The following is a 14,516-nucleotide window of genomic DNA, read 5'->3' on the forward strand; positions in this document are numbered from 1 at the left end:
CCCCCGAGGAGAGGCGGCCTCTCGCTCCCTCCGCTCCGAGCTCAGCTGAAGTAGTTGTGCTGCTGGAGGTAGGCCTTGGCGACGGCGTCCGCGTCCTGGTGCTCGAGCTCGACCTTCGCGTTCATGGCCACCAGGTCCGTGGTCGTCAGCTTGGCGCTGATGTTGTTGAGCACCTTCTTCACCTCGTCGGTGGCCACGCTCTGGCGAACGATGGGGATGACGTTGTCGGCGGCCTCGAGATGCTTGTCGTCCGCGAGCACGACAAGGCCGAGGGACGTCAGGTCCGCGTCGCTGCTGAAGACCAGGCCGACCTGGATGCTGCCGTTCTTGAACGCCGCACGCGTCGCCGGGCCGTCGGTGTCCAGAGCCTTGAAGTCCTTGAAGTGGATGCCATAGGTGCTCTGCAGGCCGAGCAGGCAGTAGGGCCGGGTCGGGCACTCAGGCCCGGCGCCGAGGACCAGCTGGCTCCCGACGGGGGCGAGGTCGGACAGCTTGGTCAGCTGGTACTTGGTGGCGGTGTCCTTGGTCACCGCAAACGCGTCCTGGTCGACGGCGCCCGACGGTTGGAGGGCGACCAGGCCGAGAGACTGGAGGTGCGAGTTGAGCTTGGCCGTAGACGCCGTCGCATCGCCGGTGGCCTCACCGGCCTTGTTGTCGTAGAACTCGAGGTCGCTGGCGACATAGCCCGCGTACAGGTCCACCTGGCCGTTCTTGAGCGCCGGGGCGAGGACCTCACGCGTGCCCAACAGGAGCTTGTAGTTGACCGTATAGCCGTCATGCGCCAGCGCCTGACCGTAGAGCTCGGCCAGGACGCTGCTCTCCGGGAAGTTGAAGCCGGCGACGTTGACCGTCCCTTTGGCAATGTTGCTCGGGGCGCTGCTGCCGCCACAGGCGGCGGCCGCGGTCACGATCAGAGCGGCGGCGGCGAGCAACCGCCCAAGACCTGGTTTCCGGTTCATCAAATTCATCTCCTTGCACACAGCGGCTCGTCGATCCAACCGCCGCCGCGGCCCGATGCTTCCAAGTTAGGCCGTTTTGAACGTGGTGGCACGCTCGGGTGCCTTGAGGAGTCGAATGCCCCTTGGCACCAAGAGGCGCTCCAACGCCGACAGCGAGCCCTCGGTGCCGAGAGCCAGCAGGCCCACCAAGACCGCACCGGCGAACAGCTTGGTGTAGTCCTGCTGGGCGAGCCCGTCGATGATGTAGCGCCCGAAGCCGCCGCCGGCGATGATCGCCGCCAGCGTGGCCGTGGCCACCACCTGGACGGCTGAAGTTCGAATCCCGGCCATGATCAGAGGGATCGCCAGCGGTAACTCCACCCGCATGACCTGGGCGAGCTCGCGGTAACCCATCGCACGCGCCGCCTCCTTGATGTCGGGATCCACCTCGCGCAGGGCGACGTAGCTGTTGGTGAGCATCGGCGGAACAGCGAGCGCGGTGAGCGCCAGGACGATCGGCAGATCGCCCAACCCGAAAGCCTGGAAGGCGATCACAAGCACGCCGAAGGAGGGCACCGCCCGGCCGACGTTGGAGACGTTCATCGCCAGGTTGCCGAACCGGCCGTAATGGCCGAGGGCGACGCCGATCGGCAGGGCGATCAAGGCGCCGATGACCACCGACTCGGCCGATAGCTGCACGTGCTCGCTCAGCCGGCGCGGGATGCCGTCGGAGCCGGCCCAGTGGGCGGGATCGGCGAGCCACCGGGCGACCGCCTCCAGCACTGTCATCGCTCGACTCCGCGCGACCAAGGCACGACCAGCCGCTGGGCGCCGGCCAGCGTGAGGTCGGCCACCAGCGCCAGGACGATCGAGAGCACCGTGGCCACCACGAGCGGGGTGTGGAAGTTTTCGATCAGGCCTCGGAGGATGAGCTGTCCGAGGCCGCCAAGCCCGATCACGGCGGTGATCGTCACCAGCCCGATCGTGGTCACGGTGGCGATCCGGATTCCGGCCATGACCGCGGGCAGCGCGAGAGGCAGCTCGATCCGGATCAGCCGCGCCAGCGGGCGGTAGCCCATACCGTCGGCCGCGTCGAGGACCTCCGGCGGGACGGCCTCCAGGCCGACGACCACGTTGCGCACCAGGATCAGCACGGTGTAGCCGACCAGGCCGATCTCGGCGGTGACCGCGGTGAGCCCGGTGTAGGGGACGAGCAGGGCGAACAGCGCGATCGAGGGAATCGTGTAAAAGATGCCGAACACGGTCAGCACCGGGTTTCTCAGCGCACGCCATCGGTGGGCGGCGATACCGAGCGGAAGCGAGATCGCAAGCCCGCCGGCGACCGCGACCAGCGTGAGAGCGATGTGCTGCTGGAGCGCATCCAGGAACAGCGGGACGTGCGTCCCGAGCCAGTCCCAGTTGATCCAGGGGTCGACGACCTCCAGGAATGGCCCCATCGGCATTCGATTACGGTAAACGAGCCGTGATCCGCCTGGAGAACGTGAGCAAGGGGTTCGCCGGGGGCTCCAACGCGGTACGTGACCTGACCCTGGACATCCCCGGCGGCCAGACGTGCGTCCTGATCGGCCCCTCGGGCTGCGGCAAGACGACGACGCTGCGGATGATCAACCGGCTCATCGATCCCGACCGAGGCCGGATCCTGATCGACGGGGAGGACGTCCAGGGGGTGGACCCGGCCCAGCTGCGCCTCAAGATGGGCTACGTCATCCAGCACACCGGGCTCTTCCCGCATATGACGGTGGGCGACAACGTCGGCACCGTGCCGCGTCTGTGGGAGTGGGACAAGCCGCGGATCAAGGCCCGCATCGAGGAGCTCCTCCAGCTGGTCGGGCTCGACCCGGCCGTGTACCGTGACCGATATCCGCATCAGCTGTCAGGAGGCCAACGGCAGCGCGTGGGTTTCGCCCGGGCATTGGGCGCGGACCCGCCGATCCTGCTCATGGACGAGCCCTTCGGCGCCGTGGACCGCATCACGCGCGAGCGCCTGCAGCACGAGTTCATCAGCATCCAGCGCTCGATGCGCAAGACGGTGGTGTTCGTCACGCACGACATCGACGAGGCGATGCTGCTGGGAGATCGCATCTGCCTGCTCAGGATGCAGGCTCAGATCGCCCAGTACGACACGCCTGAAGCGGTGCTGACCCGGCCGGCGAGCGAGTACGTCGCCGAGTTCCTCGGTCGTGAACTGCTGGTACGCCGGATGTCGGTGGTGCTGATCGACCCGCAGACGCTGGGCCACCCGGCGGCCGGCCCGGTGGACGGCGAGCCGCGCGTGCCGCTGACCAGCACCCTCACCGAGGCGTTCGCCGCAGCCCTGACGAGCCCGACCGAGCACGCGGCCGTTTTCGACGGCGAACGCTACGTGGGGACCTTCACGGCCACATCGCTGTTGGCCTCGTTGCGGCGCGCGAGCGCAGAGGAAGGTGAATCGGTTGCCACAGGAGTTTGACGTCGTGTGCCTGGGCGGTGGGGTCGCCGGCGAGGCGATCGCGGGCGGGCTTCAGGGCAGCGGCCTCACGCTCGCGGTCATCGAGCGCGAACTGGTCGGAGGCGAGTGCCCCTACTGGGGCTGCGTGCCTTCCAAGACGCTGCTGCGCTCTGGCGAAACGCTCACCGAGGCGGGTCGCGCTCGCAACCTCGCCGCTTCGCGCGTGGAATGGGACCTCGACTTCCCCAAGATCGCCAAGCGCGTGTCCTGGATGGCTCGCGACCTCGACGACACCCGTCCTGCCGCCGCCCTGGAAGCAACAGGAGCCAGGCTTTTTCGTGGCGAAGGCAAGCTCGTGGACCTGCGCACGGTCGAGGTCGGCGGCGATCAGATCGTCGCGCGCCGCGCGATCGTGATCGCCAACGGCGGCACCGCATCGATCCCCCCGATTCACGGCCTGGACACGGTCGATTACTGGACCAGCCGCCAGGCAGCTGTCCCACGCGAGCTGCCGAGCTCGCTCGCGGTCCTCGGCGGTGGCGCCGTCGGCATCGAGCTCGGCCAGGCGTTCGCGCGCTTCGGTTCCAAGGTCACCGTCATCGAGGCCGCGCCGGCGTTCCTGGGCCTCGAAGAGCCGGAAGCCGGAGCGGCTCTGCGTCCTCACCTGGAGGCGGACGGCATGGCGCTGACCGTCGGCGATGCCTGCGTGGGGGTCGAAAAGAGCGATTCGGGGGTGGTGGTCCACCTGAATTCAGGCGCGATCGTCTCCGCCCAACGGCTGCTGGTGGCCACCGGTCGCCGTGCCAACTTCGAGGCGTGGCATGGCGCCGGCCTCCCGCGCACCGATCGCGGCTGGCTGAAGGTGGACCCGGCCACGCTGGAGGCTCACGCGGGTGTGTTCGGCGCCGGCGACATCACCGGCCTCGGCGGCTTCACCCACCTCGCGTACTACCACGGCCAGATCGTGGCGCGCCGGTTGCGCGGCGAGAACGCGAAGGCCGACCACAAAGCCGTGCCGCGCGTGACCTACACCGATCCCGAGGTGGCGTCGGTCGGCCTGTCGGAGACGGCGGCTCGCGAGCGGGGCATCGACGTCCTGACGGCCACGACCGATCCGGCCGAGACGGCGCGAGGCTACATCCACGACTTCCACGGGGGCAGCCTGAAGCTGGTGGCCGACCGCAAGCGCGGGGTGCTCGTCGGCGCCACCCTGGTCACGCCGCGGGCGGGAGAGATCGTGGGCGAGCTGGTGCTCGCGATCAAGCAGGGCACGCCGCTGGCGGCGCTGGCCGACGTCATCCACCCGTTTCCCGCCTTCAACCGGGTCCTCGGAGCGAGCCTCGCCGAACTCGCCGCATCCGCGACACGCTGATCGGCGGCCTTCCGGCCGGCCTTTCAAACCCCGCCGCGCAACCCTCTGAGCTTCAGGAGGGCACGACCTCGAAGGTCAGGCGGGCCCGCAGGCGCATCAGGGCGGCCAGCACCGGCGCTCCCAGCGCCAGCACCATGGCCACGTTGCCGGCGGCGCGAAACGTGTCGTACGCGAGGGACGTGAGCACGTAGAAGCGGCCGAAGTGAAGCCACGCCGTCGCCGGCGCCATCCCCGGCAGCCAGCCCAGGCTTGGATTGCCGCGGTAGACCGGGATCCAGTCGGTGATGTCGAGCAGAGCCCCGACGACCCAGCCCATGATCGCGCCGACCGCCGCCAGGACGACGACCTCACGCCAGCCCGGCGTGCGGTGGTGAGGGCGCGCCCAGCGTCCGCCCAGCCCGGCCGCAACCCCGACCCAGCCGACCGCGAACACCTGGTACGGCACCCACGGCCCCATGCCGCCGCCCGCGAGCGCCGAGACCAGGATCGACAGCGCTCCGGCCAGGAAGCCGAACGAGGTGCCGAAGACGAAGCCGGCGCACAGCACCAGGAAATAGATCGGGCTGAAGCCGCCGATGCCCTCGATCACCGCCAGCCGCAGCGCCGTGTCGATGGCCGCGATCGCGGCCAGCAGGGCCACGGCGCGCGAATCCAGCTGACGCGTCCCGGCCTCCACCAGGAACAGGCCCGCGACGCAGGCCAGGCTCAGAGTCCAGGCCGGCGTGCCGGCCGGCAGCCCGCTGCCGAAAAACGGCCAGCAGAAGAGGGCCAGGCCCACGAGCGACACCAGGCCCACCGGGAGCTCGCGCCTCACGCCCTCACCGCCCCCGGCGTCATCTCCGTGATCCCGCCGCCGGCGACGGTGACCACGCGATCGGCCAGCGCGGTCCGCAGATGGGCGTCGTGAGTCGCCAGCACGACAGCTGACCCCGCGTCGCGCAGCCGGGCCACGAGCCGGACCAGCGCGGCGCGGGCGGCGGCATCCATCCCGCGCGTTGGCTCGTCCAGCAGGACCAGGTCGGGCCGCCCCGGCAGCACGGCGGCGAGTGCCGCCCGCTGGCGCTCCCCGCACGAGAGGTCGCGAGGGTAGCGGTCGGCGACCGCCAGCAGGCCGAGCTCCTGAAGAACCGCCTCGGGGACCTCGGACTCTTCAGCCCGTCGGAGCGTGAGCCTGACCTCGGCGCGCACCGTCGGGCGGTGGAGCAGCGCGGTCGGGTTCTGCGGCAGGTAGGCGATGCGGCCAGGCCGCCGTTCGACCCGTCCGGCCAGCGGCGGCAAAGCGCCGGCGATCAACCGCAGCAGGGTCGTCTTGCCGCCGCCGTTCGGCCCGCTGAGCGCCACCACCTCGCCCGCGGCTCCGGCCAGGTTGACGCCGTCCAGGACCACATGCCCGGCGAACCCGGCGCTGACACCGGCGAGCGACCAGGCCTCGGCTCGGCGGCCGGTGCGCCGTCCAGGCGCGACCGGCGCGGCAGGCAGGGTCCACGACGCGGGATCCGCCGGCTCGGCCCGGCCCTCTTCGACCCGGATGAGCGCGGACGCAACCCTCAGCAGCGGCTCGAGCCGGTGCTCCGAGATGACGACCGCGCAGCCGCGCCCGGCCAGGCTGGTGGCGGCCTCGAGCACCATCGCCGCGCCGTCGGGGTCCAGCTGAGAAGTGGGCTCGTCGAGCACCACCAGCTGAGGCCTCATGGCCAGGGCCGAGGCCAGGGCCACGCGCTGGCGTTCACCGCCGCTGAGGGTCCTGACGCTGCGCCCCGCCAGGTGCGACACACCCGCCGCATGCAGAGCTTCGTCGACGCGCCCGGCCATCTCGCGGGGCGGCATCCCGATGTTTTCGAGCCCGAACGCGACCTCACGGTCGACGGCGTCGTACACGGTCTGCAGCTCCGGATCCTGGAACACGAAGCCCACGGTGCGCGCCAGCCGGCGGGTGGGGGTTTCGATGATGTTCATGCCCGCGACCTCGGCTGTGCCCGCGATGCGACCGCCGTGGAAGTGTGGGACGAGGCCGTTGAGAACGCGGAGCAATGTCGACTTGCCGCCGCCGGATGACCCGGCCACCACCGTCAACCCGCCTTCGAGCGCCAGGCTCACCTCGCGCAGCGCCGCACCTGCCGCGGCCGGGTACCAGTACGACAGGCGGCTTAAGCGCGCGACCGCCACACCAGCACCGGAGTGAAGAGAAGCAGGCAGGCCGCCAGCGGCCGGATGTCGATCGCCGGGAATGCGAGCGTCGGGTATGCAAACCAGTCGGCGGCCCAGCCGGCGGCGCGGGCGAGCACGAAGATGGCGAGCGCAAAAGCCGAGGCGGCGACCAGGACCCAGTCGGATCTCCGCAGGCGCGTCGATTTGACCGCGGTCCGCGGCCCGGAGCCAAAACCTCGAGCCTCCATCGACTCGGCCAGCTGGATCGATCCCTCGACGCTGGTGAGCACCACAGGGACGACGACCTCGGCCCACGAACGAGGGCCGCGCGGCCGCCATCCGCGCAAGCGTTGCGCCTCGCTGACCTGCACGAAAGACGCCGCCACCGCAGGGACGAGGTTGAGGGAGGCGGCGATGGCGGCACCGGTGCGCGACAGCGCGGCCGGTAACGCGTCCATGACCTCGTAGGAGGCGAGCATCAGCGAGAACGGGGCGGCGGCCGCGATGGCGGCGGCGATGGTGATGCCCCCCGACATCCCATATGCCAGCGCCTCGAGCGTGTAAGGCCCGCCGACGCCTGGGATCTGGGTAGGAAGCGTGAACAGGACCGTGGCGCCGAGATGCGCCGAGACGAAATTCAGCAGCGTGGCGAACGCCGCGATCAGGGTCACGCCCACGAGCAAACCGCGCATCCGCGGCAGTCCGGCGCCGGCGGCCAGCGCTGCGAGCGCCGCCGCCAGCACCATCACTTTGTAGGCCGGGTTCGTGGTCACCAGGACGATGAAGAGGCTTGCGGCCGACCAGGCCGCCACCGCCCTTGCGTTCACGGTGCGGCTCAGCTCTCCTTGGCCAGCGGCGGGGGCGCCGGCGACTGAGCGGACTGCTGGACGTAATGCCAGCCGAGCGCTTCCTTGTCGTGCAGGTTGACCTGCGTGTATCCGGTTTGGGCGCCGGCCCAAGCACCCGCCGTCTCGATGAACAGCGCCCAGTAGGGCTGGTTCTGCGGGAAGCACTGGCTGTACTGCGCCGGCTCGCTGTCGATCTGGCAGACGGCCTTGCCGAAGCTGAAGACCTGGGCCTGGTAGGCGACCCCCGACTGGTCCATCAGGGCCTGGCCGTCGATGGTGTCGCCGCTGAAGCCCACGCACTTTTGCAGCGTCGTGCCGGAAAGGTGCTCGACCACGACGTACGCGTGGTGGGGCGCGCTCGCGTTGATGCACGAGCTCGTCGGGGTCGCCGAAGCCGTCGATGACGAGCTGCCGCAGGCGGTGACGGCGCCCAGGGCAAGGACCAGTGTCGCGCTGGCCCCAATCAGATGGTTGCGCACGGTGTTTCCTCCAGGCGGTCAGCCTTTTCCGTACGCGCCGCTGAAAGCCGACCGCCAGGAGCTTCCGTGCCGTTGCGCGCGGACGGGTCGCGAGATGGGCGTTCAGGTCTCCTGGCTCACGGATCACCGCCCCCGTCCGCCTTCCCGAGTACCTCTCCACTCAGTGGCGTTGTCGGACGTAGGCTCCCCGCTCACAGTTGCGCGACAGCTCCGGTTTCGCACCGGATTCCCTTGATGCCGTACCGAATCTTAGCCGTTCAGGCCGGATGCGCCTTTGGTCAGCCGCAGGCAGCCGCCGTCATGGACGACGGGCATGGCAAAGTCGAAGCGGTCCGGAACGAGGGCGAGGTCCAGGTCGGTGGGAGGAAAGCCCGGCCACGCGCCGCTGATCGCCCGTGCATAGCGGGCGCTTTCGCGCAGGGGTTGGAGAAGTCGATCGATGTCGGGCTGTTGCCGGCGGATGATCGCCTCCATGTAGCGGGCGCATGCATGGTCCTCCGGGTGATCGGCGGAGGCGACCAGCGTCAACACCGATGGGCTCAGCGCGATGCAGGCGGCAACCGTCGCGCGAGCCACCACCAGGCTGGCCGCGAACATGTCGAGCCCGGGCGGAACTGAGGCGATGACCGGCACGCCGGCGCTGGAGCGCTGAATCAGCACGCGGCCCTCGAGGGCGGCGGCGTGGATCTGGGTCGGTGAGTTGCTGATGGCGATCCCCTTCACCGGCAAGGCCTCCTCCTCAGCTGAGAGCACGGCTCCCGGCGTGCGCGCCGCCAGGGTACGGGCCTCCGCCACGGTGGGCACGAGCAAGCACTCTTTGGCGCCGCCGGCAAGTGCGTATGCGCTGACCGTGAAGGACCGCAGGACGTCGATGACGACCACGACCCCACGTCCCTGCCGAGCCCCTTCGACGCCGGTCGCGTGGATGATGTCCACATGAAGATGGTGGGGCCTGCGGCCAGGGCATGATATCGGCGAGAGTGCCAGCACCAGCCCCGGGCCCGCCGCACCGTCCATTCGGCTTCGAGCAGATCGCCGACTGCGGCTCGATGCGCGTCGTCGGCTTGCGGCTGGAGCCGGGACAGAACGTACCTGAGCACCGGAACGCCATCCCCGTCGCGCTGATCGTCACCGAGGGACGGCTCAATTTCGACGATGGCATGAATTCGGGCCAGGTCGGCGCCGGGGAGATGCTTCTGATCAACCCGGGCGAGCGCCACACGTACCGCGCCGACGTCGATACGTCGGCCTACCTCGTATTCGCGGGCCTTCCCGGCGTGCGAAGCCGCACGTGGACCTTGCGGCGCAAGCACTGACAGGGTCGAGGCATCGCGCCGCCTATGGGGCGTTCCAGAGCGCCAGGACGCGGTTGCGGCCATCGTCGCGAAGCACGCTCAACGTCGCGACATCGAGCTGCAGCTTGGCGGCGGCCGAGATGTCGATGCGCAACCACGCGACCGCGACCGCACGAAGGATGTGGCCGTGGGCGAACGCGAGCACCCGGCCGGTGGTGCCCGCCGCCAGGGCGATGAACTGCTGCGCTCGGGCGTAGATCTGCGCCGGCGTCTCACCGCCCGGACAGCCGTCCTTGTACAGCTCCCAGTCAGGGCGCGACTCATGGATCGTCTTGGAGGTCAGGCCTTCGTAGTCGCCGTAGTCGACCTCGCGCAGAAAGGAGCTCAGGCGTGGATTGGGGAAACCCGCCAGGTCGGCCGTGCGCGCGGCGCGCCGCAGGGGGCTCGAGTACACGACGTCGAAATGGATGCCGGCGAGTCGAGGGCGCAGCGCCGCGGCCTTTTCCTCACCGCGAGGCGTCAGCGGTAGGTCGGTGCTCCCGGTGTGGCGGCCGTTGAGACTCCACTCGGTCTCCCCGTGGCGCGCGAGGTAGAGCTCGAGCGTCAGGCGGGCTTGCCCATCATCTCGGGCCGGCCCGAACGCAGAGAGCGGCCGGCGCTCTCGATCACGGCGCCCGCGCGCACACGCTGCCCGGGACGCACGCACACCAGGCCCACCGCGGCCTGGCCGCCCTGCTGCTTGAGCGCCTCGTTGACGGCCGAGAGGACGCGGTTGGCGGCATGGGCGGTGCCCGCCACATCGGTGTCCGGAAGAATCGCCAGAAGCTGCGGCGGGGTGCGGCCGACGACACCGGGGGTGTCGACGTCACGCACCGTGCCCGCCAGGGCGGCGGCCATGGTCTTGAGCGTCTCGTCCGCTGTGCCCGCGCCGTTGGCCTCGATCAGCAGCACGCCCAGGTTGCGCTGGTAGCGGTGCGCGCGCGCCAGCTCGTCCTCGAGCACCGGGCGGACGAACCGCTCGTTGAACAGGCCGGTGGCTCGGTCGACGATGTGGAGAGGCTCGGCTTGCGGGTCATCGGCCTTCACGCCACATGACGGGCAGAAGACGGCGCCATGGGGCAGCAGCGATCCGCAAGCCTGGCATGTCTGGGCCTCCGGCCGGCGGCGGAGGAAGTCGCCAATCGGCATTCGGTTAAGCCTATCAGCCGAGTGCTTGAGGCCTGAAATCAGCCGCCCCCGGGTGATCGCGCCGTCAGCCCACCGCGGCGGCGGGAGATGTCAACCAGCTGTCCGCCCATGCCGCGACCGCGGACAGCACGGGCTCGAGGGCGCGGCCGCGCGACGTCAGTCGATAGCTCACGCGCACCGGTGGTCCTGGATCGACGAGGCGCTCGACGATGCCTTCAGTCTCGAGCTCACGCAAGCGCTCGGTGAGGACGCGGTCGCTGATGCCGGGAATGCCGGCCAGCAGCTGGTTGAAGCGAGCGGGTGCGGGGATGAGCCCCTTCACGACCGCCCCCGTCCAACGCTTCCCGATCAGCTCGATGGCGCGCTGAAAGGGCGCGCTGTAGTCGAGGCCCCCACCGACCATGGGGAGAGATTCTATGCGCTATCGGAGGTCTCCGAAAGCACCGCGCCGTGGATTCGCTGAAATTTTCCGGCGGCGAAACTTCCTCATGTCGTCGCCCGCCTGGAGTGGTCAGCGTGAGCGCGCAGGCGGAGGTGCGCGTTGGAATCGCGGCCTGGGCGTAGACTCCGGCTGTGGGCCTCTTCGCGTAGCGTGCGCTGGCTGTCACTGATCGTCGGCATCGCGTTGGTGGCCGTCGCGTTCGTCGCCGCGACACGCGTCGCCGACACACGCGAAGGCCTCGTCGCCGAGGTGATCACGCTCCTGGGCGGCCTGGCCGGGATATGCCTGGTCTTCTACGGCCTGTTCGCCAACATGCGCCCGGTGCCGCCGGTGGATCGGCCGGCGACGCGGATCGACGCACGGCCGGCAACCCGGATCGCATCCGCGAAGGACCTGCTCTTCGGCGCCGGCGGCCTGGCTCTTGCCGCGGTCCTGCTGAGCGGCCTGGCGGTCAGTGGGGGCATCCAGTGGGCCGGGCTCGGCTTGATCGCTCTCTTGCCGATGATCGCGGGCAGCGCGTATCTGTGTGCGCGATTCCTGCGTTCGCCGGCGCGGGACTGGACGCTCGACCTCAGGAGGTCGAAGAGCCGCAGGGAGCCTTAGGGCTTCCGCGCGAGAGCGCGCACCAGGAGAAGGATGCCGAGGGCGATCAGGCCTGCGGGCCACAGGACTGACCAGTTGACCAGCCCGATGTTGTTGGCCAGGAACACCAGGCCGAAGCCGACGAGGATGAGGCCCAGCAGCACGGAAGCCGAGGCCGTCACCACCGTGGTCGCCGCCGGCGGCGTCTCCGGGACCGCCTGGGTCGCAGGGGCCTCAGGCGACGCCGGCGGTGGAGGCGGGGCGGGCCTCGGCCGCGCGAAAAGGCCTCTCACATCCGCCCAGGCGCGCCTCAGATCGGCGGACATGGAGTCGAGGCTGGACCCGCCTGTCACCTGGCGCTCGGGCATCACCAGCCACAGGGCGAGATAGACGACGACACCGATGCCCTGCAGGAAGGCGAGCAGGACGAAAGCCAGGCGCACCCACAGCGGATCGACGTGGAAACCCTCGGCCAGGCCCGAGCAAACGCCCCCGAGCATGCGGTCCGAGCCGCGGTAGAACCTTTGGCCGGTCGCTGGTTGCATCGTCCACCGCAATTACTACCAGACCCGCTCGCTACACGCGCGTGGCGAGGATCTCGCCGACCAGATACAGCGAGCCGCACACGAGCACGTTGCCATCGGGTCCCGCCAGCTCCCTGGCGTGTTCGAGCGCCGCGCCCGCGGGCCGGACCGCCTCAGCTCCCGACCCGTAGGCCGACGCGAGCTGCTCGGCAGGCACCGCATGCCCACCGGCGCTCACGGGCTCGGTGAAGACGGTGGCCTCCGGGCTCAGAGTTCGCAGGGCGGCCAGGAGCTGGAACGGATCGCGCTCGCTCAGCATGGCGAAGACGGTGATCAGCCGCTCCGTGCCGATGAGGTGCCGGAGGGCCGTTCCCGCCTTGGCCATCGCCGCCGGGTTGTGGCCGCCGTCCAGGATGACCCGCGGCCGCCGGCCGATCACCTGGAGCCGGCCCGGCCAGCGCGTCGAAGCCAGTCCGTCGCGGACGGCGTCATCGGCGGCCCCGTCCAGGAGCTGCGCGGCGGCGACGGCGAGCGCGGCATTCGCCGGCTGGTAGTCACCCACGAGCGGCAGCTCCAGGCCGGCGTGCTCGAAGCCGGGGCCGGTGACGGTCAGGGTGTGGCCGTCCCAGCCACGCGAGGTCGATTCGACCTGGATCTCGCGGCCGAGACGCCAGATCGGCGCCGCCGCGAGCCGCGCATGCTCCTCGACGATCTCGAGCGCCGCGCCCTCGCAACCGGTGATGACGTGGTCACCGGGCTTGACGATGGCGGCCTTCTCGTGTGCGATCTGCTCGATCGTGTCGCCCAGGTACTTCTGGTGGTCCAGGTCGACGTTGGTGATCATCGCCACGCCAAGGTCCAGGGCATTGGTGGCGTCGAGGCGCCCGCCCAGACCGACCTCGCAGACCAGCCGATCGGTGCGGGGCGCGAGGTAGGCCAGCGCCATCGCCGTCAGCATCTCGAACTCGGTCGCCTGCCCCATGCCGGCGGCGATCGCCTCCAGCGCGGGCATGATGGCCTGCAGCGTTTCGACGAACTCGTCTTCGCCGATCGGACGGCCGTTGACCTCGATCCGTTCGGTGTACGAGATCAGGTGGGGCTTGGGCATGAACCCCACGTCGTGACCGGCCGCGCGCAGGATCGAAGCGAGGCAGGCCCCGGTCGAGCCCTTGCCGTTGGTGCCCGCGATGAGCGCGCCCTTGAGACCTCGGTCCGGGCGGCCGAGACGGTCGAGGAGCGCTCTCGTCCGTTCCGTGCCCAGCTTCATCCCGAACCGGCCCTGCTTGGAGATGTAGGCCAGCGCTTCCGCGTACGTCACGCCGTCATTGTCGATTAGGGGCGGCGGCGCACCTCGGCTTGGTACGTGTTCTTGATCAGCATCGCGCGTGTCATCGGGCCGACACCGCCCGGGTTCGGGGTCAACCAGCCGGCCACCTCCTCGACCCGCGGGCCGAGGTCGCCCACCTGCCTCCCGTCTGCCCAGTTGGTGCTGACGTCAACGACCGTCGCGCCTGCCTTGACCATGTCCCTGGTGATCAGGTTGGCCCTGCCGGCGGCCGCGACCAGGATGTCGGCGGCGCTCGTGTAACCGGCGAGGTCCTGAGTCCTCGTGTGGCACAGCGTCACGGTCGCGTTGCGCTTGAGCAGCAGCAGAGCGGTGGGTTTGCCGACCAGGTTGCTCCGGCCGACCACAACCGCATGCGCGCCTTCCATTTGCACCCCCGCCCGATCGAGCAGCTCGACGATGCCCGCGGGCGTGCACGGTTCGACCCCTCCCGGCAGTCCGAGCGCGACGCGACCCGCATTGATGGGATGAAACCCGTCGACATCCTTGACGGGATCTAAAGCCAGCACCACTTGGGTCATGTCGATGTGTCGAGGCGCGGGCTGCTGCACCAGGATGCCGCTCACGCTCTGGTCCCTATTCAAGCGGTCGACGAGCGCCAGCAGCTCTTCGGTGGTGGTCTGAGCCGGCAGGCGATGATCCTCGGAATCGATGCCCACCTGGCCTGCGTTTTTTTGCTTGAGCTCCACGTACCGCGCCGAAGCGGGGTCGTCACCGACCAGCACGGTCGCGAGCTTGGGGCGCGAACCGCCGCGGGCGATGTGTGAGGCGACCGCGCGGGCGGTCTCTTCGAAGATCTGTTGGGCGACGGACTTGCCGTCCAGGACGCGAGCGGTCACCGGCTAATTGTCGCCGGGGTGTCGCTCGCGGCGTCGACGGTGCGCCGCGACATCCAGGGAACGCACC

General features: G+C 69.9%; 17 protein-coding genes and 1 riboswitch. Of the genes, 4 read left to right on the forward strand and 13 right to left on the reverse strand.

Annotation, left to right across the window (positions count from 1 at the left end; all coding sequences use genetic code 11):
• Positions 1-41 precede the first annotated feature (41 nt).
• The 3 genes from EPN29_12950 to EPN29_12960 are packed head-to-tail and all read right to left on the reverse strand — an operon-like array spanning position 42 to position 2,401.
• Positions 42-968, reverse strand: a complete 927-nt coding sequence (locus EPN29_12950; protein TAN31559.1) for an ABC transporter substrate-binding protein — start codon at positions 966-968, stop codon at positions 42-44.
• A gap of 57 nt (positions 969-1,025) precedes the next feature.
• Positions 1,026-1,727 carry an ABC transporter permease gene (locus tag EPN29_12955; GenBank protein ID TAN31560.1) on the reverse strand — a complete coding sequence of 234 codons (702 nt, stop codon included), beginning with the start codon at positions 1,725-1,727 and terminating at the stop codon, positions 1,026-1,028.
• The gene (locus tag EPN29_12960; GenBank protein TAN31561.1) at positions 1,724-2,401 is read right to left on the reverse strand and encodes an ABC transporter permease; all 678 of its coding nucleotides are present in this window, start codon (positions 2,399-2,401) and stop codon (positions 1,724-1,726) included. Before EPN29_12960 ends, EPN29_12955 begins: the two co-directional genes overlap by 4 nt.
• Here EPN29_12960 and EPN29_12965 point away from each other — a divergent pair.
• Both EPN29_12965 and EPN29_12970 read left to right on the forward strand, forming a co-directional pair.
• Positions 2,386-3,408, forward strand: coding sequence for an ATP-binding cassette domain-containing protein (locus EPN29_12965; GenBank protein ID TAN31562.1), 1,023 nt, complete (start codon positions 2,386-2,388; stop codon positions 3,406-3,408). The genes EPN29_12960 and EPN29_12965 overlap by 16 nt on opposite strands.
• Positions 3,383-4,759, forward strand: coding sequence for an NAD(P)/FAD-dependent oxidoreductase (locus EPN29_12970; GenBank protein TAN31563.1), 1,377 nt, complete (start codon positions 3,383-3,385; stop codon positions 4,757-4,759). Before EPN29_12965 ends, EPN29_12970 begins: the two co-directional genes overlap by 26 nt.
• A 52-nt stretch (positions 4,760-4,811) precedes the next feature.
• Here EPN29_12970 and EPN29_12975 read toward each other — a convergent pair whose 3' ends face one another.
• The 4 genes from EPN29_12975 to EPN29_12990 form a co-directional block, all read right to left on the reverse strand.
• Positions 4,812-5,573 carry an ECF transporter S component gene (locus EPN29_12975; GenBank protein ID TAN31564.1) on the reverse strand — a complete coding sequence of 254 codons (762 nt, stop codon included), beginning with the start codon at positions 5,571-5,573 and terminating at the stop codon, positions 4,812-4,814.
• A complete protein-coding gene (locus tag EPN29_12980; GenBank protein ID TAN31565.1) occupies positions 5,570-7,246 on the reverse strand; it encodes an energy-coupling factor ABC transporter ATP-binding protein in 1,677 nt (558 codons plus the stop codon). Before EPN29_12980 ends, EPN29_12975 begins: the two co-directional genes overlap by 4 nt.
• Positions 6,907-8,340, reverse strand: coding sequence for a hypothetical protein (locus EPN29_12985; protein ID TAN31614.1), 1,434 nt, complete (start codon positions 8,338-8,340; stop codon positions 6,907-6,909). The genes EPN29_12980 and EPN29_12985 overlap by 340 nt, the downstream gene beginning before the upstream one ends.
• Positions 8,339-8,467: riboswitch (cobalamin riboswitch) on the reverse strand. Its footprint overlaps the gene before it by 2 nt.
• A 16-nt stretch (positions 8,468-8,483) precedes the next feature.
• Positions 8,484-9,251 (reverse strand): 2-phosphosulfolactate phosphatase, encoded by a 768-nt coding sequence (locus EPN29_12990; GenBank protein TAN31566.1) that lies wholly within the window; start codon positions 9,249-9,251, stop codon positions 8,484-8,486.
• Between EPN29_12990 and EPN29_12995 the strand changes: the two genes are divergently transcribed.
• Positions 9,200-9,550 carry a cupin domain-containing protein gene (locus EPN29_12995; protein TAN31567.1) on the forward strand — a complete coding sequence of 117 codons (351 nt, stop codon included), beginning with the start codon at positions 9,200-9,202 and terminating at the stop codon, positions 9,548-9,550. The genes EPN29_12990 and EPN29_12995 overlap by 52 nt on opposite strands.
• A 22-nt stretch (positions 9,551-9,572) precedes the next feature.
• On the opposite strand, the gene EPN29_13000 is transcribed toward EPN29_12995, so the two are convergent.
• From EPN29_13000 to EPN29_13010, 3 genes are all read right to left on the reverse strand, one after another.
• A complete protein-coding gene (locus tag EPN29_13000) occupies positions 9,573-10,136 on the reverse strand; it encodes a histidine phosphatase family protein (protein TAN31615.1) in 564 nt (187 codons plus the stop codon).
• On the reverse strand, positions 10,133-10,717 hold the full coding sequence (locus EPN29_13005) for a diguanylate cyclase (protein TAN31568.1): 585 nt from the start codon (positions 10,715-10,717) through the stop codon (positions 10,133-10,135). The genes EPN29_13000 and EPN29_13005 overlap by 4 nt, the downstream gene beginning before the upstream one ends.
• 64 nt (positions 10,718-10,781) lie before the next feature.
• The gene (locus tag EPN29_13010) at positions 10,782-11,120 is read right to left on the reverse strand and encodes a transcriptional regulator (GenBank protein ID TAN31569.1); all 339 of its coding nucleotides are present in this window, start codon (positions 11,118-11,120) and stop codon (positions 10,782-10,784) included.
• Positions 11,121-11,309: 189 nt separating this feature from the next.
• Here EPN29_13010 and EPN29_13015 point away from each other — a divergent pair, with 189 nt between their 5' ends.
• Positions 11,310-11,762, forward strand: coding sequence for a hypothetical protein (locus tag EPN29_13015; protein ID TAN31570.1), 453 nt, complete (start codon positions 11,310-11,312; stop codon positions 11,760-11,762).
• Here EPN29_13015 and EPN29_13020 read toward each other — a convergent pair.
• From EPN29_13020 to EPN29_13030, 3 genes are read right to left on the reverse strand one after another with little or no spacing between them, the layout of a single operon-like run.
• Positions 11,759-12,286, reverse strand: a complete 528-nt coding sequence (locus EPN29_13020) for a PspC domain-containing protein (GenBank protein TAN31571.1) — start codon at positions 12,284-12,286, stop codon at positions 11,759-11,761. The genes EPN29_13015 and EPN29_13020 overlap by 4 nt on opposite strands.
• Positions 12,287-12,317: 31 nt before the next feature.
• Complete coding sequence (locus EPN29_13025) at positions 12,318-13,583, reverse strand: bifunctional folylpolyglutamate synthase/dihydrofolate synthase (protein ID TAN31572.1); 1,266 nt, start codon at positions 13,581-13,583, stop codon at positions 12,318-12,320.
• 14 nt (positions 13,584-13,597) lie between these two features.
• The gene (locus tag EPN29_13030; GenBank protein TAN31573.1) at positions 13,598-14,449 is read right to left on the reverse strand and encodes a bifunctional 5,10-methylenetetrahydrofolate dehydrogenase/5,10-methenyltetrahydrofolate cyclohydrolase; all 852 of its coding nucleotides are present in this window, start codon (positions 14,447-14,449) and stop codon (positions 13,598-13,600) included.
• Positions 14,450-14,516 lie beyond the last annotated feature (67 nt).

The sequence above is a fragment of the bacterium genome, assembly GCA_004299235.1.
GTDB lineage: Bacteria > Chloroflexota > Dormibacteria > Dormibacterales > Dormibacteraceae > SCQL01.